Raw genomic sequence first — 22,730 nt, 5'->3', positions numbered from 1 at the left:
GATGTCGCAGTCCGCCCTGGTGAGCGTGGCCAGACGGCGCGAGGTCATCGACGCGCTACGACGCGGCACCGTACCGCAGGCCGGCCTCGACCTTTTCGCCGTGGGACTCGGTCGGTTCGAAAGTGCCCTCGACGAGGACCTTGCCGCGGTGACCCGCGGTGGTGCTGCCTTCCATGCGATCCGTGGCGACTACGGGTCGGGCAAGACGTTCTTCGCACGCTGGCTGACCGAGCGCGCCAAGCGCGCCGGCCTGGCCACCGCGGAAGTGCAGATCTCCGAGACGGAAACGCCCCTGCACCGCCTGGAGACCGTCTACCGACGGCTCACCGAGCACCTGGCGACGGCCACGCACCAACCCAGTGCACTCCGAGCGGTGATCGATTCCTGGTTCTACACGCTGGAGGAGGAAGTCCTCGACGGCGGGGACCTCGACGAGGAGGACGAGGCGGCGCTCTCCGAGGCTGTGACGGCGCTGATGGAGCGACGGCTCGCCGATGTCGCACGCACCACTCCTGCTTTCGCTGCGGCTCTGCGCGGCTACCGTGCGGCGGTCGCGGAGGGGGACGCGGCCACTGCGGAAGCGCTGATCGCATGGCTCGGCGGACAGAAGTCCGTCGCGGCGTCGGCCCGCCGTTCGGCGGGAGTGCGCGGAGACCTCGACCACTTCGCGGCCCTGGGCTTTCTCCAGGGCCTGCTCACCGTGTTGCGGGACTGCGGCCATCCCGGCCTTCTCCTCGTACTCGACGAGATCGAGACACTGCAGCGGGTTCGTGGCGATGTCCGGGAGAAGGGCCTCAACGCACTACGGCAACTCCTCGACGAGATCGACACGGGCAGGTTCCCCGGGCTCTTCCTCGTCATCACAGGCACCCCAGCCTTCTACGACGGGCAGCAGGGCGCGCAGCGGCTGCCCCCACTGGCCCAGCGCCTGGCCACTGACTTCACCACCGATCCGCGCTTCGACTCGCCGCGCGCAGTGCAACTCCGGTTGCCGGGCTTTGATCTTCCCCGGCTCGGAGAACTCGGCCGGAACGTCCGCGATCTCTATCAAGGAGCGGCCGCTCATCCGGACCGCGTTGCCGCGCGTGTCGACGACCGTTACGTCGACGAGCTGGCTACCGCTGTCACCGGTGGACTCGGTGGGAAAGTCGGCGTCGCACCACGCGTCTTTCTTCGCAAGCTTGTTGCCGATGTCCTCGACAGGGTTGACGAGTTCGAGGACTTCGACCCGCGCGAGCACTATGCACTCACGATCGCGGAGGCCGAACTGACCGTAATCGAGAGAAATGCCGCGTCAGGAGATGCCGACGACATCGCGCTGGAATTGCCATGAGCGCGGTCGACGAGCTGGAACCCGCGCTTGTCCACCACATCGTGAACACCCTTGGCTGGAAGGGACTGCGGCCCCTCCAGGAAGCGGCGGTCGTGCCGCTGTCCGGAGGCAAGGACGCCCTCCTCCTCGCCCCGACCGCCGGCGGGAAAACGGAAGCGGCGTGCTTTCCACTCCTATCGTGCATGCATCGCGCTCGGTGGTCCGACACCTCGGTGCTGTATCTCTGCCCCCTCAAGGCGCTGCTGAACAACCTGCTGCCCAGAGTCGGGACGTACGCCTCCTGGCTCGGACGCAGCGCCGCACTCTGGCACGGTGACACCGCCTCCGGTACCCGCAAGCGCATCCTGGCGGACCGGCCGGACGTCCTGCTCACGACCCCCGAGTCGCTGGAAGCGATGCTGGTGAGCGTCAACGTCGATCATGCGTCGTTCTTCTCAGGGCTCAGGGCGGTGGTCGTCGACGAGGTGCATGCCTTCGCAGGCGACGACCGGGGTTGGCATCTGCTGGCTGTACTGGAGCGACTGCAACGGGTGGTGGGTCGTCCACTTCAACGTGTCGGACTCTCGGCGACGGTCGGTAACCCTGACGAACTTCTCACGTGGCTCCAGGGATCGGGAGCGGGCTCGCGGCCCGCACAAGTCGTCGCCCCTCACTTGGACGCGACGCGGGATGCAGTGAGTGGTGCGCCCTCTGCCTCCGTACCGCCTGGGGACATTCAGCTCGACTACGTGGGATCGCTCGAAAACGCGGCAACTGTCATCAGCACCTTGCACCGCGGTGAGAAACGCCTGGTGTTCTGCGAGTCACGGCGACTGGTCGAAGAGCTGGGATCAGCGCTACGGGCCCGTGGGATCAACACGTTCCTCTCTCACGCATCGCTCTCGCTCGACGAGCGCAGGCGAGCGGAGGCGGCTTTCGCCGAAGCGCGAGACTGTGTGATCGTGTCGACCAGCACGCTCGAACTCGGCATCGATGTCGGTGACTTGGATCGGGTTGTCCAGATCGATGCACCGGCATCGGTCGCGTCCTTCCTCCAGCGGATCGGCCGTACCGGACGCCGCCCCGGGACCTCACGGAACTGTCTTTTCCTCGCTCTCGACCGTGCGGGTCTGTTGAGTGCGGCAGGGCTCCTGCTGCAGTGGTCGAGAGGCTGGGTCGAGCCGGTGGTCGCACCTGCCGAGCCGAGGCACATCGTGGCTCAACAGGTGCTCGCCCTCTGCCTTCAGGAGGGTGGCGTCGGAAGCAATCTGTGGCATGAAGGGTGGAACGGCCTCGGGCCGTTCGGCTCGTCCGCGCAGCCGATCGTCAAACACCTGGTGACAGAGGGATACCTCGACCAGGACGACGGGTTGCTCTTCATCGGTCCGGAAGCCGAACGTCGATTCGGCCACCGGCACTTCATGAATCTCACCGCGGTCTTCACCGCACCGCCGCAGTTCACCGTCCTGCAGGGCCGGACCGAGATCGGCCGTACAGACCCCAGTCTGCTGACCGAGCACATCACCGGTCCCCGCCGACTTCTGCTCGCCGGCCGGAACTGGCAGGTCACCTACATCGACTGGAACCGGAAGCGGTGCTTCGTCGAACCGGTCGAAGAAGGTGGCAAAGCCAAGTGGAGCGGTGCCGGATTCGGCCAGGGCGCGTCCTTCCGGCTTGTCCGCGCGGTGCGTGAAGTGCTCCTCGGCGCCGACCCGCCGGTGAATCTGACCCGGAGAGCACAGGGGTGCCTGGGCGAAGCCCGGGAGTACTTCATGGAGCGAGTGCACCCAGGAGGCACTCTGATCGTGCGGGAAAGGGACAGGTCAGGCCAACTACGGTGGTGGACGTGGGCCGGGCATCGGGCGAATGCCACCCTGGCGGCCTCCCTCGGTGGCGTCGCGGTGCCAGGACAACGTCCCAACGATCACTGGGTGCGTCTGCGGGACGATCTCACTCCGGCGGATTGGAGGCTGGCGCGAAACGGCATTACAGATCGTCTGGCTCTGCCCGACATCGACGAGAAGGCCGTGAAGGGTCTCAAATTCGGCGATGCTCTCCCACCGCGACTGGCTGAGGCCACGCTGTCGACCAGACTCGCTGACCTCGAATCTGCGGCCGCTGTGCTGGTCGAGCCGGTGCGCTTCACGGGAGGGGGCATCTGAACTGCAGCGTGCTGGGATGGAACGCCCGTGCTGAGATGGTGCTGGGATGAGCCCTGCAAAACCCACGTTTTCGCAGGTGGGAGCTCTGCACCACGGATTCCGCTTCAGTCTATGAATTCCCCCACATCGCCGACGTGAGGGAATTCAATGCGAAGGTACAAGTGACTGATGGGGCCGGGACGAGTTCGTCCCGGCCCCATCAAGTGTCCCCGCGGTTCTTGACGAGGGCCTCGAATGCGAGGGTGAAGATCTCCCTTCCCCCTGCCTCAGCCGTCCCGTTCCTTTACGTCCTTGTGCTCGTGGGCTCTCGTATTCAACTGTCGCGGGCTCGCCGGGTACTCCATCCGGCTCGTGACGATCCGTGATCGCGAACGGCGTACGGTTTCAGGGCCGGTTGGTCTCCTTCACCGACCACCGTCAGGACCGTCAAGCAGCGGACAGGGTGCCCGCAGCGCCTCCATACGGCCGCGCCATCGGCGGCGGAGGCTCCCGCACCCGATGACGTACGTCCGTGAACGCCCCACCCACGACGTGTCGCCCTGCGATCATTGATCCATCCTTGAGTGAGTGACACGAATTGAGGAGAACCATGGCGTGGGCCTACGCGGAACTGGCCAAGGAAGCAGCCAAGCGCGGCGGTCCCACCGCGCTGCGTGCCTTCTACACCGGGCGGGGCATCATCATTGGCGGCGCTATCACCAGCGCCTCCATCGCGGGGACCGTCGCCTACGACAAGTGGAGCAAACGCCGCACCGCTGCCGCTGCCGAAACGGCGTCTGACGCTACAACGGAAACTCCAGCCGCTGGCGACACCCGGAGCGGGCGATCTGCCGATAGCTCTCGTACGGACCGACTCCTGCAGTGAGCGAATAGCTACCAAGCGTACTGGTGGGCTCGCGTATTCGACTGTCGCCAGTTCCCCGTTGAGCCCAGCCTTCCAGTAACTGTGCGTGGTCTCTCCGTAGGACTGGCTCCGTAAGGTTCTCTTGGCCCGGCCCACTGCCGAAACTGAGAACGATCATGATCAGAGCGTGAGCGTGCTGACGCGATCCGTGTACTCGCGACGGGCCTTGCGCTGGGCCGGGACCGCAGGTCACATCTCGGTGAAGCGGTGGCCAGCGAGCCCTCGTCCAGGTGTGCGCGCATCTCGTAGAGCGGGCCGTCGGGCCAGTTCACATGCTCCACTCGGCGCCGCGGACGTACTCCAGGATCGCCTCGACGCAGGTGACCTCCGGCAGGTGCCGCCCGAGGAGGAACGCCTGGCGAGCTCGGCTCATGCTCCGTCTCCTTTCCTGGGGAACCAGCTGTTTTCGTAGGCGGGCGGTTCTGCGTCCTCGTCGAAGCCGTAGTCCGCCGGGTCCTCGTAAGGCGGCCCGTATTCGGCTGCGGGGCTGGGCTCCCATGAGTCTTCGCACGGGCGGCACAGCGGCGCGGAACCTTCGTCCGAGACGTCAATCGGCTTGCCACACCCGTCGCAGGGTGCGATTTCCTTGGCGATGTGGGAGCAGGCAAAACAGAAGTAGACAGGTTCGGGCTCGCTGCGGACCCGAACGTCGATGCCGAGCGCCGCCTCACCGCACATCGGGCAGATGTCTGCCTCCTCCCACACCGGTCTTCCCCGAAAGTGGATGTGGAGCCCTTGCGGGGGCCAGGACGTCGAACAGAAACGACATGTCGCACGGTCGCCCCAGTCGTCCGGAAGCCCCGAGGTTGTACGCGGCTGCACCACAAGGGCGGTCTCCTGACAGGAAACGCACTCGATGGTGCGAGCTTCGACCCCCTCCGCCTTCAGTTCTCCACCGATCCGGTTCATCCGCTCACGCACGTAGGAGTTGATGTTGTTCAGCCCCTCGCGCAGACCATCAAGCTCCCGCTCCGTTTCCGCCATCTCTGGTTCGTCGAGATAAGGCAGGAGCTGGTCCTCAATGAAGTGGATCAAGAAGTCGAGGACGGCGCCGGCGCGTGCCTCGACGGCGCGAGCGTTGTGGGTCAGGCCGAAGTGCTGGAGCTTGTTGCGGTCCTCTGTGAGCCTGGTGAGCGCCTTCTGCTCCTTGTCGGTAATGGGAACGCCAACGATGTTCCGCAACCGCGCAATGGCCTTGTCGGTGGACACACTGTTGAGCGTGGCCTCATCCAGGGCCTTCCGGTTGGCCTCGCCAGGGTGAGTGAAGACGAGGGTCCAGTGCTCGGCGAGCAGTCGCGCCTTGAACAGCACATCGACCGCGGCCTGGAGGTGGAGGACTGCGTACTTCACGTCGCTGGGCGTCACCTCGGACTCGGTCTCGTCCAGGTGCTCTACGACGCTGGTGAGGTAGTCGAGCCCGTTCTTCACCGGGGGGAAGTCGAGCTGCGGGGGACCCGGCGTCCGGGGCGGGGCGGAGGGCGGTAGCCGTCGCATCCGGCGCGCTGGGCGGGAGTCCTGCTCGATGCCGGCCCCTCCCGGCGCCGTGGTGGCGGTGTCGCCGGATGTGGTTGTGGCCGCCGTGGCCGTCCCCTCGGATCCGCTCATCAGTGTGGGTTCCCCTCCCGGTCAACCGACTCCCGTTTCACCCCTGTTGCCGCGTTGATAAATGGAGAGGCTATCCGACGCAACTTCCCGTCCGGCTACCGTTCCATTATCGGCCTCGGTACTGGTTGGCTCTCGTATTCAACTGTCGCCGGTTCCCGCAGAACCCAGCCCGCTGGTGACCTGGTGTGGTCCCCGGGCGCGTAGCGGCTCCAGGTCCCTCCTATCTCGTTGCGGAGGCGACTGGTGGTCTTGTCGTGGTAGCCGAGAGCGTCCGCGACGACGGGTGCGGGGAGTTCGAGGAGTTGCTGCGGACGGCGGCTCCGCGGGCGGCGGCGATCGGGATGTCGGCCTTGTTCAGGAGCGCGGACAGGTGATTCGATCCGAGCGGCTGGCGGTCCGACTGCCGGGGAAGAGCCAGCGCGACGCCGGGTTGGTGGCGGTGTTCGTGTTGCTGCGGGTAGCGAGGGGCTCCAGCAGCAGGGCGGCGACGGGCGACGCTGGCTCGCCGAGTCGTAGCAGCACGGCGTCGCCGTCGTGACGATGTCGTCCACGGTGAGCCGGACGACGCGGCTCAGAGGCTGCGCGTAGAGACGAGCGATGACTCCGGCGACGCGGAGTCGCATCGGTATCTCCGTGTCAGTCAGCAGGCGCCCAAGGACGGCGAGGCGTTGGTCCTCGCTCAGTGCGGGCCGGCGGGAGATCTTCATCGTGGGGACGGCCAGGGAACGTGGGCAGAGGCGGCCCTGCATGGCCCAGTTGAGGCCGCCTCTCAGGCGCGTGCGGGCGTGCTCGGAGTTCTCGCGGGTCCGAAGACGGTCAGCACCCCACAGCGTTTGGGCGGCGAGCCCTTCTTGGCCTTGCCGAACCGGACCTGGCAGCGGCCGTACTTGCCGAACTCGGCGCCGTGCGGGTTGCGGCCGAAGTCGGCGGCGTCGTTGTGCGCCTTCGAGCCGCCGCCGAGACCGGCGAGCGGGACGGAGGCCGCCGACACGCACCGGACGCCCGGCGCTGACCGGCCGCCGCGCGGAGGAACAGGGGGATGGGGCCCTGAGGACGGCCCTCATCGATGGGAGCAACCTGGGTGGCAGGTAATCACAGCTTGAGGGCGTACTCTTTGGTGGCCTTGTCGATCTTGGCAGTTAGTACTTCAAGGTCGAGATAACTCACTTCGCTCCAGTCGCTGGAGCGTCGCGTGATATCAACTCCCAACCCGGAGAGTGTTTCGACCTGGTTGCTTAGCTGGTCGATGGCTGCTAGGTAGCGGACGAGTTTCGCACGCTCGGTGTCGACTTCGGATTGGTTTGTCAGGGTAGGGAATGTCCGGCTTGCGTATGCCAGTGTGTCGAGGAAGCTCTGGCTCGTGTGGTTCCGCAGGGCCTCATTGGCGACTGGCAGCGCCTTTTTGAGCTCGACGTGTGCGCGGCGGACCCTTTTGCGTTCCGCCTCCTTGGCTGTAGCGTCTGCCGCTACCTGCTGGTCAAGCTTCGCGTGGCGGATCGCCTGCTTCTTGCGACGGTCAGTCTTGCGTACCTTGACGACGTCGCGAAGATCCTCCAGCCATGCCAGTACAGCCCCCTTGGCTGCGATGCGCCAGGCTGTCATCAGCCCGCCGAGAAACCCGAACGCAGCCCCTGCCAGCAGCTCGACCAGCATTGTGGCCCCCCGTCCCCGTGTTTGAGTCGCGACAGAGTGTAGCTGGCGCCTCCGGCCCGATCCGGTCGACCGTTCCAACGCGCCCGGAGAGCGGCGGCGTTGTCAGTGCTGGCTGTCAGAATGCCCTGTATGGGTGAAGCGCTGTCGCTGGCCGACATCATGGAGAAGAACCCGATCGACCAAGTGGGGGAGCAGTGGTTGGCCGCTGCCGCCACTCTGCTCTATCAGCGGGGCGATACCGAGGCTGCCATTGCCGCCACTGACGTGCTTGCGGTCGATCTGACTCTCTGGAACTCAAACGAGTACGAACCGGACGAGTACATGGTGTACTTCACGGTAGAACCGAACCTGGTTGACCAGTTCACAGAAGCGGTGCTGAGCCGCATCGAGGGTGGCATGCACGCCGTCGTGCCTAGGCGGGCCAGCATGCGCATCGATTCGATCGAGGTCAGTCCGGTTGTCCCGGTTCCTAGCGCGGACTGGCGGAAGCAACTCCGGACGGCTAACGGGCCCATGCCGACGAACCAGGCTCGGAAGGTCCGCCTTGAGCCCGAGGATCAGCACCCGATCGAGGATGACCTGCACTTCACCAACGAGTGGGAGCGCAAGGTCTACCAAGTGCTGAAGGAACGGCAAGCCACCCTGTCTGACAGCGAGACGATCGGCGTCATGCCCCTGGGCAGGATGCGGCTGCTCGGGTCTACACGAGAGCCAGACTTCTTGGTCACTTACAGAGGGCGTGCGGGGGTCATCGAGGTGGATGGCCCCCATCACGGAAAACCTGGCAGAGCGTCAAGTGATAGCAGCCGGGACAGCCTGATGATCAACGCTGGGATTGAGTGGGTCAGCCGCCTCGACGTTCGCGACGTGCATTCGAAAGCTGAAGTCGAGAAGTTCGTAGACACATTCCTTGCGAGGCTCGCGCGACGGTAGAGACGCGGCTCACCGCGTTCGTAGGCTTCCTGCGCTGCGATCACCCGGGCCAAGAGCTTGGACGGCCTGGGCGTGCGCTTGGCTGCCGATAGGGGAGCCCCACGTGGGCGCGGTCGGATCAAGCTCGGCCTCGACCGAACTGGCCCGGGAAGCTACCAGCCCAATTCCATCTGAACGGGGATGCCGTTCACGACATCGGTCTGGGCCTGTGGGGCCACTCCGATCGACACGCCGAGCTGGGTGGCGATGGGCGTGTACAGGTCGGTGGAGACCTCTGGGGTGCGCAGGGAGATCAGGAGGGCGTAGCTGACGGGCAGGCCGATGCGGTCGTTGCGCCGGTTCGCCTTCCACCAGCCTCCGACGGGGTAGACGGCGAGCGTGCCGCAGTCGGCGAGTTCGGCCGCCGATCCGCGCCAGATGTCGGCGTGCAGGGAGCCGAGGTTGCGGGCCCGGGGGCCGACCAGCCACCTGCTGTTGGACTCGAATGCCCTGGGGTTGCCGAGGCCGTCGCTTTCGTGTTCGGCCTGTTCGGCCAGTCGTCTCTGGAAGGAGTCGCTGGATTCGGTGGAGCCTTTGATGGCGAAGCGAAGGCCGTGGGAGGCGTAGCTGTAGCGGCCGAGCATGCCGCGCCGGCCGGGATTGGGCTCAATCATGTAGGCGAGCGTTACGCGCAGGTCGACGGTGGTCTCGGCCAGGTCGCGCAGTTGTTCTAGGGGCCAGGGCAGCTCGTGCAGCTTGAGTTCGGCCAGGCGAGCCTGCCCGCCCTTGATCTTGTACGGCACCAGGGTGTTCTGGATGATCATGGTGACGGCGTTCGAGGCGCTGCTGCGGATACGTTCGGCGGTGGGCATGCCCCATCCGTACCGGCGGATTACCTGGCGCATTACGTCGCCCTTGGCGAGTTTGGGGGCGCCGGTCTTCTTGAACAGGCCCTGTTCGACCATGGCTGGGGTCCACTGGGCTTCGTGCACGAGAAGGGCGCGAACCGTTTCCGGTCGCAGTCCGGGGTAGGCGCTCATCGCCGTGGCGGCGAGCGCAGCCGCCTGGGCCGTGGCGGCGCTCGTGGCGTTCGTCCAGGTCAGCTGACGCGCAGGGTCGTGGTGGGTGGTCGCCACGCTCACCAGATCGTGGGCGTCCAGGATGCTGTCGTCAGGGGCGACGAGCATGTTGCCGCCCTCCAGAACGATGTCGGGCTTGGTGATGGCTGCGTTGGTCAGCGCCACCGAGGTCCGGCTGAAGGGGGACAGGGCGCCCGGCGCCGCCAGCGCACGGTATCCCCGGAACAGGGCGGAATCGGGGACGGCGTCCATGTGCGTGCACGCCCCGACGGTGAGTACGTTGTGTGCCTGGGCGGGTTCCTCGATGCGTGACAGGTCGGACAGAAGTAGCGGATCCAGCGTGCCATCGTCGCGGCGCATCTGGTGGGGGAGAGCACCGCGGATGTTGCCGGCGCTGACGATGATCAGACGTGAGGCTTCGGGATCGGGTGCTCCGATCAGTTCGATGCGGTCGTCCCGCACGATGACGTCCGTGCCTGCCGCCAGGGCGTCCAGGGTCGCTGACCACAGGGTCGCGGTGCCGTCTACGCCGTTCTCCCCTTCCCCGGACTGCCGGGTGACGGCCATCGAGAAGACCCGTCCGGACGGTGCGGGGCCGCCGTTGCCGATCTCAGCGGTTGCGACCGCGTTCGCGGTCGTTTCCGCACAGGTGCGCGGGGACGCGTCGGGTGTGTGAGCGTCGCTGAGGATCTTCACGGACTCAAGGCCGTGACCGAGGACGACGGGGCCTTGGGATTCAAGGGCTGCGGCGAAGTCTCCGAAGAGGGCGAGCCCGGCCATCTGCGTGCCGTGCCCGATTCGGTCGGCCGGTGTGCTGCCAGGGAGCACGCTGTAGGCGCGCTCGTGCAACGCGGGCTTCAGCAGGGCGTGCTCCTGGGCTATCCCTGTGTCCAGGATGCATACCGCCGGGGACTCCGGTGCGGCCGGCTCGATGCGCGCGGCGAGATCCTTGACGAGGTCCACGCGGAACTCGCGGTCGACGGCGTAGAGGCCCTCGGCGAAGGTAGGACTGCGGATCTCAACAGGGCAGGCGTTGGTGGCCAACAAGAACGCCAGCTCGTTACCGGTCGTCGCGACGTGCGCCACCAGGCGTTCCCCGACATGGATCGCCCGTGCACTGACCCGCCAGCGACGCTCTTCGGCCAGGGAACGCAAGGTGGCAACCGCAGTCGGCGAGATCCGCGGATCGAACCACAACTCCCACCACCGCTCCTCGCCCAGCTGTGGCAGATCCTGCCGCTCCTGCCAGAGGTGCTCCAGCAGAGCCCGCTGGACCTGTTCCATGTTGGCTACCAGCAGGGCCTGTTTAGGGTTTCCGCCGGGGGTGTCATCCGTGAAGTCGGCGATCCGCTGGGTGAACGAGGCGACTTTGTCGAAGGGGATCCAGACCAGCGCGTCCTGCTGGCTGTTCTCCGTCTGCGGGTGGCTGCTCATGAGTGTCAGGCCGGAAGCGTCCAGGCGCTCCAGGTTCAGTGGGTGGTCGCGAGCTGCCTCGATACGCACCGCGAAACCGTCAGGCTGGCGGTCCTCGGGCGTCTGCTGCATGAGCTGGGTGGCCTCACGGCGGGCCGTCTCCAGCCCGTCCACCAAGGCGTCGGCGTGCCCCTGCCGGTCCGTGTGTTGGACCAGGTCCGGGCTGCTTCCGCCAGCAGGCTCGGAGCGCGGGGTGAGGGTGGCGGCCTCCCAGGGCACGATCAGGTGCGGACTGAGCCGTGCGGAAGTGTCGGGCTCAGGCATGGTGGGAGGTGTGCCGCTCGGTCAGGGCTTCCAGCAGCAGCTGCTCGTCCACCACGTCCCGTTCAGCCAAGATAGCTCGTTTGGCTGCTGCTTCCGCCGCTTTGACTAGCTCGGCGTGACTCAGGCCCGATGCACGTTCTGTCACGAGGCCCCACCGTAGTGTGCTTGTGTCCATTCCGGCTAGACGTCGCTGCAGCACCTGTACAGCTTCCTCCCCGGTGGGAGGGCCGTAGGTGGCGATCATGTCGAAGCGACGGAACAGAGCCTGGTCCAGCAGCTGGTGGTGATTGGTGCCGGCCACCACGAGACTCTCAGAGGGCGCCTCATCAAGGAACAGCAGAAATGAGTTGAGGATCCTGCGGGCTTCGCCGACGTCGTTGCCTGCCGCCCGTTCGGCTCCCAGAGCGTCGAACTCATCGAACAGGTAGACCGCACGGGTCTGAGCCACGGCGTCGAAGACCAGGCGCAGCTTGGCGGCGGTCTCGCCCATGAACCGGCTGATCAGACCGTCCAGACGAATGGTGAACAGAGGCAGCTTCAACTCTCCGGCCAGGGCCGCTGCCGTCATGCTCTTGCCCGTCCCAGGAGGCCCGGACAGCAGAATGCGGTGCACCGGGGTAAAGCCGAAACGCTCAAGCCGTGCACGCTGTCGCTGTTCGTGCAGCACACGATCCAGCGAGGCGCGCAGTCCGGCGTCCAGAGTCATGTCGTCGAGCTGGGTGTCCGGATAGCCTGCCGTCAGGAGACTGGTCAGCTCACCGCGGGGCTGCACCACCGGAGTAGCGGCACGCCGCTGGGTGTCCGGCTTCCCCTGCCTCTGCTGGGCGGCCTCGACCAGCTCGCGCAGCTCTACGGCGAACTTTCCCTGCCCCTGGCGGGCGGACTTCGCCGCAACTTGCAGAGCGACGCTGTAGAAGAGGTCGTCGTTGGCTTCGGAGTGCGCCCGCACAAGAGCTTTCAGGTGATCGGCGTTCGCCGCCATACGCCTGTCACCCTCCGATGTGGACTGCCTGTAAGAAGAGGTCTACCCAAATCAGCGGGCCCCTGCGCCTGCATCGTACGGCCCTGGGCCTCAGGCTGCTGCCCGGATCCTCTGCTGGCCGGGATGTCCGAATGAGTGGATCGCAGCGCGAAAAGCCGGTATGGCCTGGGCGCCGTCGCGCACCCACGCCGCGGCAGGGGCGTGAACCGGTGATGCCCGGATCATGCATGTCGACCGAGGGTCGAGCGCAGGAAGCCTAGGCGTTCGACGCCCCTCTCAGGACCCGCCGCCCTTCAGGCCGCCAGTCTGCTTCCGGATCGAGTATTTGCCCGCGAGAAGCGAGCGCTCGGTACCAAGATCCCGTTCGACCCGGCCGGGGCGCTTTGTCACCCGCCGCCGCCCGTCAGGTGGGGCGGGAGGCGGTTGGTCCCTCCAGGGCTGGGTGAAGGGCGCGCGCCGATCTTCCCTTGGCCTGGGACGTGCACGAGTGGGAGTGCACGTTCACTGCAAGGGGTGGTTTGGTCAATTTCTTCTTGCTTGTCTTGGGGACAGGGAGCACGGTTTCGTGTGCTGGGTGAATCAGGGATGACTGCGCTCGGCGGACGGTGGCCGCAGTGGTGAGGTCCCTGAGTCGAGCGCGCTTCGGGCAGGACGGGTCGCTGACGCGGATGTGGCCGTTGGCTGGTGCGCCGCACGGAGAGCGATACAGCGGCCGCCTCGCTCTCGGCACGAGCAGAGGAGGCGTGGGTGGCCAGCGTTTTCCAGAAGTGCAAGCGGGATGTTCGGGACCCGAGCTATCCCTGCGAACGTCCAAGGTGCGGCCACAGGTGGACGGTGCGATATCGGGAGCCGGGCGGAAGGCGGGGCCGGTAACGGGAGAAGTCGTTCTCTCGGAGGGTGGGCCCGGACGGTGCGGACGCCTTTGTCGTCCACGTCGAGAACGACAAGAAGTCGGGCGCCTTCCTGGACCCCGCTCGGGGAGCCATGCGCCTGCAGGTTTGGGCACAGGACTGGGTCGAGCGGCGAGCCATCGGTGACACGACTCGCCGCAACTACGAGGGCTTCATTCGCAACCACATCGTGCCGCGCCTGGGACATAGGACTCTGGCCAGTCTGACGCGACGCGACTTCGAACAGTTCGCCAAGAGCCTGCACGGATCGGGTGCGGGCCTGGCGGCTTCCACGGTCAACGATCGCATACTCGTGGTGGCCGCCATGCTGGAGGCGGCCGTAGTCGACAAACAGATCCCGGACAACCCCGCACGAGGGGTTCGGATATCCCGAGCGAGGCCGGCAGCAGCGGATGAAGACGAGATTCCGACGCCGACTGAAGTCGACCTCATTGCGGCGCATATATCGCCGCAATACCGGCTCGCGGTCTATTTGCAGGCTGGTACTGGCCAGCGTCCAAGCGAGGCCCTCGCCTTCTCCACCGAATGTCGACGGTCCGGGTTCGTCAGGATCCGTTGGCAGGTCAGCGCCATGGCCCACCGTGCGGACTGCCACAGGGTCTTCGTACCGCTCAAAAATCGGACGGAGGGTGAATATCGCGACGTCCCGACCGCCCTCTTTGTTGATCAGGAGGTAGACGCTCACCTGTCGATATGGAAGCCGGTGCCCGTGATCTTCATCGGGCGGAGGGGCAAGCGGCGCAGGCTTGAAGTCTTCTTCTCCCCGCGCGCCCACGGCAAAAGCACGATGCCCACCGCGTCCACCTACGGCTACCACTTCAAAAAAGCGTGTCAGTCGGCGGGCCTGGTCGGCGCGGACGGGGAGGCGGCATACACCCCTGGCAGCCTGCGGCACTTCTTCGCCTCGACCGCCTTGGCCCACGGCGTCCCGATCTACGAGGTGTCACGCTGGCTAGGCCACCGATCGGTCAAGACCACGATCGACATCTACGGGCATCTGCTGCCGAGTGCCTGGCGCCGCTGTCGTACGGTCCTGCAGGACGCGATGAGGCCAGCACCCCTCATTGAGGCGGGCCCGACTGAGGCGCCGACCGAATCCGGCGTCAGTACCCAGGCGACGGGGCAAGGGGCTGCTGGTGAGGCGACTGAGCTGCAGGGCGCTGGGATAGAACTCCCGTGCTGGGATGGTGTTGGGATGGGCACCCCAGAAACCACGTTTCCGCAGGTGGGAGCTCTGCACCAAACATTCCGCTTCGACGTGTGACCTTTTCGATACTGTGCGCTAGGAGATTCGTCAAGTGTGCAGGTCAGAAGGGGTCGGCTTCCGAAGGGGTGGCCCCTTCGTCATGCCCGTGCTGGGCGGGTGCTGGGCATCCTTGTGCTGCTACCGCTTCACCCTGGGCAGGGCGGCGATCGCGTGCTCTTCCGGGGGATCATCGGGGCATGCCCGAAATCGTTGACGCGCCAGTCATTGTGAGCAACAAGCCCGGATCCTTTTCCTGGGGTGTGCTGACCGAGCGGCATCCGGCGTTGATCAGGAGAGTGCGTGATGCCTTCCCGTACGGCCCTGAGCAGCATCGGGCGCTCGATGTTCTGCTCGGGGAGTGCACGGAGGGGGTGATCGAGCCCCTTGGGTCCGATGCGCGTGACCGGGACCGGTGGGCGGGGTGGGACCGGGGGTATGTCGGCGGGTCGTGGTTCGACGCGCCGTTCCTGTGGGCGGAGAGCTACTTCTACCGCAAGCTTCTCGATGCCGTCGGGTACTTCGTGCCGGGGCCGTGGCTGGGCATCGATCCGTTCCGCCCCTTCAAGCAGGCCGAGCTGCGCACCGAAGAGGCCGAAGCGGAACTGGTGGCGCTGGACCGGCTCGCCATGCGGACCGTCGACGAGCAGGCGCGCGCACTGCTCCAGGGCTCGCTGTGGGGCAACCGCGCGGACCTCGGTTTCCGCCTGGTCTCCGACGGCGGGGCGGCGGGCGGCACTGTTGGTGCCGGTCACGGTTCCGGTGCGGGTGCGGGTGCTGGTGCTGGTGTCAGCGCTCCTCTTGTCGCGGACGACTCCGCGGCGCTCTGGTCGCTGCTCCCCGCCGGAGGACCGAACACGGTATGTCTGGTCGCGGACAACGCCGGACGTGAACTCGTCCCCGATCTGCTCCTGATCGACCACCTGTTGCGGCACCAGCACGCCGAACACGTCGTCCTGCACGTCAAGCCGTATCCGTACTTCGTCTCGGACGCCACGACCGCTGATGTGATCGACTGCCTGCGTCATGTGAAGCGGGCCGACGGCGTTGCCGGGGTGGTCGGCGAACGGCTGTGGGAGGCGATGGGGCGCGGTCGGCTTGTCGTGCGGGCGCACCCCTTCTCCTGCGCGCCTCTCCCGTACTCGGACATGCCCGACGATCTGCGTCAGGATTTCGCGGAGGCCACGGTGACCATCATGAAAGGCGACTTGAACTACCGGCGTCTGGTGGGCGATCAACTCTGGCCCGCCACCACCTCGTTCACCGAGCGCACGGCGTACTTCCCGGGTCCCGTGGCGGCTCTGCGCACGTTGAAGTCCGATGTGATCGTCGGACTCGACGAGCGGACGGAGTCCGCGCTCGTTGCCGCGCACGACCAGCGTTGGCGCACCAGCGGTACTCACGCGCTGATCCAGGTCCGGCGGTGATGTCGTTCTTACGTCCGGAACAGTTGGGGCCGTGGCTGACTCGTTGGGCCGGCAGGCAGGTTCAGCCGGTCAGCCGGTCAGCCGGTCAGCCGGTCGGCCGGTCAGCCGGCCGTTCGGTCAATCGGTCTTCGCCGTCCTGACCGTCAGTTCGCGGATTCCCGAGCGCTGATCGCCGGCTGGCGCGCGTACGGTCACGCGGATATGACGGGCCCGCGCCCCGGGGCGCAGCGGCTGCCAGCGCGTCGCGTCCGTCGAGGTCTCGACCGAGTGCGAAGCGGGGCGCGAAGCTGTCCACTCCGGGGCGACCGACCCGATCGGGACGGTACGGCCCAGATCCACCGAGAACGAGGCCGTGGCGGCCGAGGGGACCCAGGAGGTGGCCCTGCTGCCGTCGACGGCGGCCGCCGCGTACAGACCGGGCTGCTCGGAGGAGGCCGTCGCCGGCCGGCAACGGGCCGCGTTCGGCGTCGGGGTGAGATCAGGGCGGCGCGTGGGCAGGATGAGCGTCGTACTCAGCCGCCGTGCGCCGCCCGGCGTGTGCACCATGAACGGTTCGCCGGAGGTGAGCCGGACCGTCGTCTCGCGGGCACCGATGGCGATGTCGTACGTACGCCCCTGCCAGTGAAGTCCTCGCAGGCTCACCCCGCTCCCGCTCCCGCTCCGGTTCGCGCTGGTCTTCCCGTTTCCGTCCCCGTTCGCGTTGGTGTTGGTGTTCGCGAGCTGAGGAGGCAGCATGGGGTCGAGCCGTACGCCGTCCTCCCGCAGCCGGAGCCCCGTCAACCCGTGGGTGAAGACCTGGAGGAAACCACCCTTTCCGGTGAGGAAATCCTGTGCCGGAGCTCCGGCGAGAGGGTCCGAGGTCCCCGCCTTGTCGCCCCGGGCCTCGGAGAAGAGCGCGAAGGGTCCCCGGACGAACGGCCGGATCGACCGCTGGAGATAGGTGTACGCCGCACACCCCGGTTCCCCGATGGCGGCGGCGCCGATCGCGTGGACCGAGTCCGTCATCGCGGGCCCGTCCGGATCGGTGCGCTCGGCGTAGTGATCGAGGGTCGCCGCCGCGGCCCCCGCGGGCATCGGCCACTCCAGCGGATATGTCAGCAGGACCGTGTCCGCCTGTTTGATCCGGGAGCCGTCGTAGCCCGCGTACTGGAGGTAGATCTTGCGGCGCGCGTCGTACGGGACACGGATCTTGCCGGCGATCCGCGTCCACTCACCGGGCGGCCGCTCACCGACGAGCACGGCGGCACGGGCGGCGTTGCGCAGCGCGGTGGCGGCGCCCGCGTTGGTGAAGACACCGTCGGTGACGCCGTTGCTGTACTCGTCGGGACCCGCCACCTCCTTGACGGAGTAACTGCCGTCGTCGTTGGCGGTGACCCGCGAAACCCAGAACTCGGCGATCCCCTTGAGCAGCGGCCAGCCGCGCTCGCGCAGCCAGCCCCGGTCGCCGGTGGCCAGGTAGTACTGCCAGACGGCGAGGGCGACATCACCCTGGAGATGGTTCTGGGTGACACAGTGGGGCGGATACCAGGACTGGCACTCCGTCCAGACGTGTCCCTCACCACCACTGGTCCATGGGTAGAACAGACCCTTGAAACCGAGCTTTTCGGCATTCGCCGCCGCCGCGCCCCGGGTGCGGAAACGGTAGTCGAGGACGGAGCGGGCCAGTTCGGGCCGGGTCACCAGCAGGCCCGGATACATCCAGGTCTCGGCGTCCCAGAAGACCAGCCCCGCGTAGTTGTCGCTGGTTAGACCGGTGGGCGCGAGACTGTCGGCGGACCCCTGACGGGTACTGGTCAGCAGTCCGTACTGGGCCGAGCGCAGCCACGCCTGGAGATCGGGCTGCCCCGGTACGTCGATATCGGCGTCCCACAGGGGCGACCAGGCGGCCTCGTTGGCGGCGAACAGCGCCTGCCAGCCGTGGCCGGCCGCCCGGAGGGCGGCGTCCATGGCGGTGGCGCGCGGATCACGTGAGGTGAGGGTGGTGTCGACACCGACGTACTTCGCGAACTCGTACGTACGGTCCGCGTGGACCGGGACCGGACCGCTGGCCGGACCACTTGCCGAACCGCCGACTGGACCGCCGACTGGACCGCCGACCGAGCCGCCGAGCGGGCTCTGGGCCGGGCTCTGGGCCGGACTCCTGGCCGGGCTCCAGGTCCGGACTGCGGCTGGGTCCTCGACTGGGCCCTTGGTCGGGCCTGCGTCCTGGCCCTCGGTCGGGCCTTCGAGGGACGGTCGCAGCATCGTGGCGACGGCGCCGGTCGTCCCCGTACCTTCGGTACGGAAGGTGGTGACGTCGGCGTCCCTGGAGCGGTGCTCTCCCGTGCGGGCGAGGCGCCTGGCCCCGCGCCAGTCGAGTCCGCCGCCGATCGTGGCCTCGCCGCTCCACCGCGGGGTGAGACGCAGTCGTACAGCGCCGACGTGAGGGTCGGACCGGTCGGTGAGGACCTCGTACGTCAGGTCGGTGGCCCGGCCGTCCCCAGCGGTCCAGCGCAGGGTGGTTCGGACCACTCCGCAGCGCAGCAGAACACTCTGGCGGTAGCGGGAGATCCGGCTGTCCTCGCCGAAGGTCTCGTCGCCCACCCGCACGGGCACGGTCGTCCAGGTGGGCAGCGCGGCGAGCACCTGCCGGCCTGCGGTGGTGCTCGGCTCGCGGGCGTACAGTCCGGCCGCGAAGGCGCCGTCGTAGCGCGGGGTGAAGAGCGGCCAGCCCGTCTTCGCGCCGTCCTCGGCGTAACCGGCGCCGATCGGCGGAACCCGCGTTCCCAGATAGCCGTTCCCGGTGTAGGCGTGGTGGCTGTCGACGGGGTCGACGCGGGTGGCGGTGGGTGACCAGCCGGGATCCGCCTCCGCCCCGCAGGACGGTGAGGAGCCCCGGTCTTCGGCGTACGAGAGCGGGGGCACGGCGGCAGCGAGGGCGCCCGCGAGGAGGGGGGCGAGCACGTGCGTACGCGAGAGTCTCACCGTACGACCGTATGAACGGGCGTCCGGCGCGGGCGCGCACGGCGCGCGTGGTGAACGTGTGAACGGACTGAGCGCCTGGTCAGGCCGAGGGCTGGTCAGGCCGAGGGCGCGAGGCCGGTCTTCGCGCCCGCGCCGCAGAGCGGTACGACGGCGGAGCGGTCGGTCCAGCTGCCCACCGCCGCCCAGCAGGCGACGCCCGTCGACTCCACGAAGAGGCCCCGGGCGGCCAGATCGAGCTGGGCGGCGCGGAGTTGGTCCTCCGTCACGGTGAGGAAGGTGCCGCCGGACTCCCTTACGGCGCGCAGGATCTGGCGGGCGCGCGGCGGACGGGGGATGGCGATGCCCTCGGCGAGGGTGGTGGCGGTGGCGCTGGCGGCGGTGGTGTTTCCGGGGCCGGCGGTGACGGTGGCAGTGGCAGTGGCGGCGTTTCTGGCGTCGGCGGTGGCGGAAGCGCTGGGCAGGTCGTCGGCGCCCGCGTGGAAAGCGGTCGCCAGCGGTGAGACCGCCTCGGCCTGGACGGCGATCAGCGCGGGGCGTTCGGCGATGAGACCGTGCCCATACAGCTCCGCGACGGCGAGCGCGGCACCGAGAAGCAGCGTTCCGTTGCCGACCGGTACGACGATCGCCTCGGGAAGACGTCCCCCGAGGTCCTCCCACAGCTCGTAGACATAGGTCTTCGTGCCGTGCAGGAAGTACGGGTTGTGGACATGGCTCGCGTAGAACGTGCCCGGTTCGTCGGCGGCGGTCCGGGCGGCCAGTGCGGTGGCCTCCCGGTCGCCGGGGACGCGTACGAGACGCGCGCCGTGGGCCCGGATCTGCTCGGTCTTCTTCGGCGAGGTCGCTTCCGGCACATACACCGTGCAGGGCAGTCCGGCCCGCGCGCAGTACGCCGCGACGGCCGTGCCCGCGTTGCCGCTGCTGTCCGCGATGACGCGCTCCGCCCCGAGCCGCCGCGCCAGCTCCGCGAGCATCACCGCGCCCCGGTCCTTGAAGGAGAGCGTGGGCATCAGGAAGTCGAGCTTGGCGGAGACGGACGGGGTCAGCGCCACCAGCGGCGTACGGCCCTCGCCGAGGCTTGTGACGGGCGCGGAGAGCGGCAGCGCCTCCTCGTACCGCCAGAGCGAATTGACCCGCTGGGGAAGGGAACGCAGAGCTACCGGCGAGGTGTCGAAGGCGAGATCCCACGGCCCCCGGCAGACGGGGCAGCACCAGGCGTACGAATCGACGGGCGAGCGGGTGCCGTCGACCGGACAGAGGCAGGCGGGATACGTCGTCGTCATACCGACCAGCATGGCAGCCGCCCAGGTGAGCCCCGGTGCCAGACCTTTGCCAAACCATAAGTCATCACTTCGGGTGAAACTCTGGCCCATGCTTGCGGCCAACAACCGACGGTTGCCACGCTGTTGCTGTCTGTCAACCTGATGGGAGTGCCCGTGGCCTTCGGTGAGCAGCCCGCCTATCTGCGCGTTGCGAGCGATCTTCGCGAGAAGATCGTCAATGGAGTGCTGCCGCCGCATACCCGATTGCCCTCGCAGGCCCGTATCCGCGAGGAGTACGGCGTCTCGGACACGGTCGCGCTGGAGGCGCGCAAGGTGCTGATGGCGGAAGGTCTGGTCGAGGGGCGCTCGGGTTCGGGCACGTATGTACGGGAGCGGCCCGTCCCGCGCCGGATCTCCCGCTCGGGGTACCGGCCGCCGTCCGGCTCCAGTCCGTTCCGCCAGGAGCAGGCGGAGGCCGGGGCGCGGGGCACGTGGGAGTCCAGGAGCGAGCAGGAGGAGGCGGGGACCGAGATCGCGCTCCGCCTCGGTATCCAGCCGGGCGAACCGGTGATGCGTACGCGCTATGTCTTCCGGGACGGGGGCGAGCCGATGATGCTCTCCACCTCATGGGAGCCGCTGTCGCTCACGGGGCGTACGCCGGTGATGCTGCCCGAGGAGGGGCCGCTCGGAGGGTGCGGGGTGGTCGAGCGGATGGCGGCCATCGACCTCGTCGTGGACAACGTGCTGGAGCAGGTCGGCGCACGGCCGGGGCTCGCGGAGGAGTTGCTGACGCTCGGCGGTGTGCCCGGCCATGTGGTGATGGTGCTGGAGCGGACCTATTACGCGTCGGGGCGTGCCGTGGAGACGGCGGAAGTGGTCGTCCCCGCCGACCGGTACCGCATCGCTTACCACCTCTCCGTCAAGTAGCCTTCAGACGACCGCTGTTGTCGGTCCGTGTCGCCCCGTTCCTGTGGTCCGGGCGCCATGACGGAGTGTCAACTGACGTTCTCCTGCTTCCGGTGGCACCATCGCGTGTTCGTCGCGTACCGAAGTGCCGTGCCGTGTACGCCGGAGCGGGGTAACGGCGCACGCCGGCGCGTGCCCCCGCTTTTCGGCGTTTTGTTGGCCGGATGAGTGCCTCTTCGTGAAAAGACGTATCCGCTGAGTGAAGGTCAGGCGTAGGCTCGGGCATATGCGGATTGCGGTTTCCTGGGAATTTTCAGAGACATGCAGGCCGGTGGCGGGAGGAGTTCGATGAACGACGGCGCGGTCGCGCTCCCGTGGTTGGTGATACGGGAGGACGACAACGGCAACCGCTATCGCGTCGGCAGATATGCCACCGAGGACGAGGCGAACAAGACGGTGGACAGCCTCTCCGATTCCGGACACAAGCAGCTCTACTGGGTCGAGCGCGTCGGCCAGACCGCGTACTAGGTCCTGGTCCTGACCCGTCCTGGGCGCGAACGCGTTCAGGTTACGCTCCGGCGCATGAGTGATCGTGTCGTGGTGGCGGGTGCCGTATGTGACCGGGGCCGGCTGCTGGCCGCCCGTCGTAGTGCGCCTCCCGAGCTGGCCGGACGCTGGGAGCTGCCCGGCGGCAAGCTGGAGCCGGGAGAGGGGCCCGAGCAGGCGCTTGTGCGCGAGCTACGGGAAGAACTCGGCGTGGAGACACAGCCGGTGGAGCGAATCCCCGGTGAGTGGCCGCTCAAGCCCGGCTATGTGCTCCAGGTGTGGACGGCCCGGCTGCTCTCCGGCGAGCCCCTTCCCCTTGAGGACCACGACGAGCTGCGCTGGCTCGGCCCGGACGAGATCCATACCGTGGACTGGCTCGACCAGGACCGCCCGGCCGTGGCCGAAGCCGCCCGCCGCCTTCGCGCCGCCTCGCCCGACGCCGCGAACGGGACCTCCTCCCGCTAGAGCTCCGCTTGAGCCCCCAAGAGTCATTTCCCCCGGTTCTTTCCCTGGTCATTTCCCTGGGCCGTGCCTCCGTGGTCCGGAGCCGGAGTGTCTACTCCGTTTGTCCCACCGTGCGTCCGGCGGGGCGATAGCTGTCTTGAATGCCGGGTATGTACTGATTAACCCCTTCAAAAGGATGCGGTCCCTGCCGTCGGTCTTGGGAAGTGATCGGCTTGATCGACACAGAGGACGGCGCAGAGGCCGAGTGGACCTTCCCCGCCGAACTCGATTCCGTCCATGCCGCCCGCCATGCCGTACGTGACACGCTCCGCACCTGGAAACTGCCTCCTGCCGTCCGTGATGTGGCGGTACTGCTGGTCAGCGAGCTGGTGACCAATTCTCTGCGCTATGCCTCGGGGCCGATCGGGGTACACCTCGCCCTTCGCGCCGGGGCTTCCGCGGCCTCGGAGCGGGCCGCGCTCCTGGTGGAGGTGTCCGACCCGCTCCCTGACCTTCCGACCGAGCGGCCCGCCGGTCCCGACGACGAGGGGGGCCGCGGGATCCAGCTCGTGGCCTGCTCGGCCAAGCGCTGGGGCACTCGACGGGGGAAGACGGGCAAGACCGTGTGGTTCGAGCTGCCTCTGCCTGGTTAGAAGTGTGAAGGGAGAACGATCACGTCGACAC

17 protein-coding genes are annotated in these 22,730 nt (G+C 67.6%); 10 read left to right on the top strand and 7 right to left on the bottom strand.

Translation table 11 applies throughout. From position 1 onward, the window contains the following. Nucleotide 1: 1 nt before the first annotated feature. The 3 genes from brxD to OG214_RS13965 all read left to right on the top strand — a co-directional run bounded on the left by brxD (nt 2) and on the right by OG214_RS13965 (nt 4,339). Nucleotides 2-1,333, top strand: coding sequence for a BREX system ATP-binding protein BrxD (brxD, locus tag OG214_RS13975; RefSeq protein WP_405984910.1), 1,332 nt, complete (start codon nt 2-4; stop codon nt 1,331-1,333). Next, nucleotides 1,330-3,474, top strand: a complete 2,145-nt coding sequence (locus tag OG214_RS13970; RefSeq protein ID WP_405984909.1) for a DEAD/DEAH box helicase — start codon at nt 1,330-1,332, stop codon at nt 3,472-3,474. The genes brxD and OG214_RS13970 overlap by 4 nt, the downstream gene beginning before the upstream one ends. 589 nt (nt 3,475-4,063) lie before the next feature. Then, nucleotides 4,064-4,339, top strand: coding sequence for a hypothetical protein (locus OG214_RS13965; RefSeq protein ID WP_405984908.1), 276 nt, complete (start codon nt 4,064-4,066; stop codon nt 4,337-4,339). 408 nt (nt 4,340-4,747) lie between these two features. Here OG214_RS13965 and OG214_RS13960 read toward each other — a convergent pair whose 3' ends face one another. From OG214_RS13960 to OG214_RS13950, 3 genes are all read right to left on the bottom strand, one after another. Then, nucleotides 4,748-5,806, bottom strand: a complete 1,059-nt coding sequence (locus OG214_RS13960) for a serine/arginine repetitive matrix protein 1 (protein WP_405984907.1) — start codon at nt 5,804-5,806, stop codon at nt 4,748-4,750. 946 nt (nt 5,807-6,752) lie between these two features. Then, a complete protein-coding gene (locus OG214_RS13955) occupies nt 6,753-6,974 on the bottom strand; it encodes a hypothetical protein (RefSeq protein WP_405984906.1) in 222 nt (73 codons plus the stop codon). Nucleotides 6,975-7,075: 101 nt separating this feature from the next. Beyond that, nucleotides 7,076-7,636, bottom strand: a complete 561-nt coding sequence (locus OG214_RS13950) for a hypothetical protein (protein WP_405984905.1) — start codon at nt 7,634-7,636, stop codon at nt 7,076-7,078. A 129-nt stretch (nt 7,637-7,765) separates the two neighbouring features. Here OG214_RS13950 and OG214_RS13945 point away from each other — a divergent pair, with 129 nt between their 5' ends. Then, nucleotides 7,766-8,569 carry a hypothetical protein gene (locus tag OG214_RS13945; protein WP_405984904.1) on the top strand — a complete coding sequence of 268 codons (804 nt, stop codon included), beginning with the start codon at nt 7,766-7,768 and terminating at the stop codon, nt 8,567-8,569. A gap of 152 nt (nt 8,570-8,721) precedes the next feature. Here the strand turns inward: OG214_RS13945 and OG214_RS13940 are convergent, their stop codons facing one another. Together OG214_RS13940 and OG214_RS13935 are read right to left on the bottom strand one after the other, a co-directional pair. Continuing rightward, nucleotides 8,722-11,364 (bottom strand): S8 family peptidase, encoded by a 2,643-nt coding sequence (locus tag OG214_RS13940; protein WP_405984903.1) that lies wholly within the window; start codon nt 11,362-11,364, stop codon nt 8,722-8,724. After that, nucleotides 11,357-12,346, bottom strand: a complete 990-nt coding sequence (locus OG214_RS13935) for an AAA family ATPase (RefSeq protein ID WP_405984902.1) — start codon at nt 12,344-12,346, stop codon at nt 11,357-11,359. Before OG214_RS13935 ends, OG214_RS13940 begins: the two co-directional genes overlap by 8 nt. Before the next feature lie 897 nt (nt 12,347-13,243). Between OG214_RS13935 and OG214_RS13930 the strand changes: the two genes are divergently transcribed. Together OG214_RS13930 and OG214_RS13925 are read left to right on the top strand one after the other, a co-directional pair. Then, complete coding sequence (locus OG214_RS13930; protein WP_405984901.1) at nt 13,244-14,521, top strand: tyrosine-type recombinase/integrase; 1,278 nt, start codon at nt 13,244-13,246, stop codon at nt 14,519-14,521. Nucleotides 14,522-14,700: 179 nt separating this feature from the next. Continuing rightward, complete coding sequence (locus OG214_RS13925; RefSeq protein WP_405984900.1) at nt 14,701-15,927, top strand: damage-control phosphatase ARMT1 family protein; 1,227 nt, start codon at nt 14,701-14,703, stop codon at nt 15,925-15,927. A 117-nt stretch (nt 15,928-16,044) separates the two neighbouring features. Here OG214_RS13925 and OG214_RS13920 read toward each other — a convergent pair whose 3' ends face one another. Both OG214_RS13920 and OG214_RS13915 read right to left on the bottom strand, forming a co-directional pair. Then, nucleotides 16,045-18,891, bottom strand: coding sequence for a discoidin domain-containing protein (locus tag OG214_RS13920; protein WP_405984899.1), 2,847 nt, complete (start codon nt 18,889-18,891; stop codon nt 16,045-16,047). Between the two features lie 95 nt (nt 18,892-18,986). After that, nucleotides 18,987-20,171: a pyridoxal-phosphate dependent enzyme gene (locus OG214_RS13915; protein ID WP_405984898.1), complete on the bottom strand. Its 1,185-nt coding sequence runs from the start codon at nt 20,169-20,171 to the stop codon at nt 18,987-18,989. A 153-nt stretch (nt 20,172-20,324) separates the two neighbouring features. On the opposite strand from OG214_RS13915, the gene OG214_RS13910 reads away from it, so the two are divergent. The 4 genes from OG214_RS13910 (at nt 20,325) to OG214_RS13895 (ending at nt 22,699) form a co-directional block, all read left to right on the top strand. Next, nucleotides 20,325-21,077 (top strand): GntR family transcriptional regulator, encoded by a 753-nt coding sequence (locus OG214_RS13910; protein WP_363082130.1) that lies wholly within the window; start codon nt 20,325-20,327, stop codon nt 21,075-21,077. Nucleotides 21,078-21,404: 327 nt separating this feature from the next. Next, complete coding sequence (locus OG214_RS13905) at nt 21,405-21,584, top strand: SPOR domain-containing protein (RefSeq protein ID WP_405984897.1); 180 nt, start codon at nt 21,405-21,407, stop codon at nt 21,582-21,584. A 54-nt stretch (nt 21,585-21,638) separates the two neighbouring features. After that, nucleotides 21,639-22,067 (top strand): (deoxy)nucleoside triphosphate pyrophosphohydrolase, encoded by a 429-nt coding sequence (locus tag OG214_RS13900; RefSeq protein ID WP_382853446.1) that lies wholly within the window; start codon nt 21,639-21,641, stop codon nt 22,065-22,067. Between the two features lie 203 nt (nt 22,068-22,270). Continuing rightward, the gene (locus tag OG214_RS13895; protein WP_383031442.1) at nt 22,271-22,699 is read left to right on the top strand and encodes an ATP-binding protein; all 429 of its coding nucleotides are present in this window, start codon (nt 22,271-22,273) and stop codon (nt 22,697-22,699) included. Nucleotides 22,700-22,730 lie beyond the last annotated feature (31 nt).

This window comes from Streptomyces sp. NBC_00872, assembly GCF_045161915.1.
Lineage (GTDB): Bacteria > Actinomycetota > Actinomycetes > Streptomycetales > Streptomycetaceae > Streptomyces.
The sequence above is the reverse complement of the archived record's forward strand: the minus strand, read 5'-3'. Positions and strand labels throughout refer to the sequence as shown.

Coding starts and splice junctions, on each gene's coding strand:
- OG214_RS13970 (WP_405984909.1), top strand. CDS start 1,330: ATGAGCGCGGTCGACGAGCTGGAACCCGCGCTTGTCCACCACATCGTG.
- OG214_RS13950 (WP_405984905.1), bottom strand. CDS start 7,636: ATGCTGGTCGAGCTGCTGGCAGGGGCTGCGTTCGGGTTTCTCGGCGGG.
- OG214_RS13915 (WP_405984898.1), bottom strand. CDS start 20,171: ATGACGACGACGTATCCCGCCTGCCTCTGTCCGGTCGACGGCACCCGC.
- OG214_RS13935 (WP_405984902.1), bottom strand. CDS start 12,346: ATGGCGGCGAACGCCGATCACCTGAAAGCTCTTGTGCGGGCGCACTCC.
- OG214_RS13940 (WP_405984903.1), bottom strand. CDS start 11,364: ATGCCTGAGCCCGACACTTCCGCACGGCTCAGTCCGCACCTGATCGTG.
- OG214_RS13945 (WP_405984904.1), top strand. CDS start 7,766: ATGGGTGAAGCGCTGTCGCTGGCCGACATCATGGAGAAGAACCCGATC.
- brxD (WP_405984910.1), top strand. CDS start 2: ATGTCGCAGTCCGCCCTGGTGAGCGTGGCCAGACGGCGCGAGGTCATC.
- OG214_RS13905 (WP_405984897.1), top strand. CDS start 21,405: ATGAACGACGGCGCGGTCGCGCTCCCGTGGTTGGTGATACGGGAGGAC.
- OG214_RS13925 (WP_405984900.1), top strand. CDS start 14,701: ATGCCCGAAATCGTTGACGCGCCAGTCATTGTGAGCAACAAGCCCGGA.
- OG214_RS13900 (WP_382853446.1), top strand. CDS start 21,639: ATGAGTGATCGTGTCGTGGTGGCGGGTGCCGTATGTGACCGGGGCCGG.
- OG214_RS13965 (WP_405984908.1), top strand. CDS start 4,064: ATGGCGTGGGCCTACGCGGAACTGGCCAAGGAAGCAGCCAAGCGCGGC.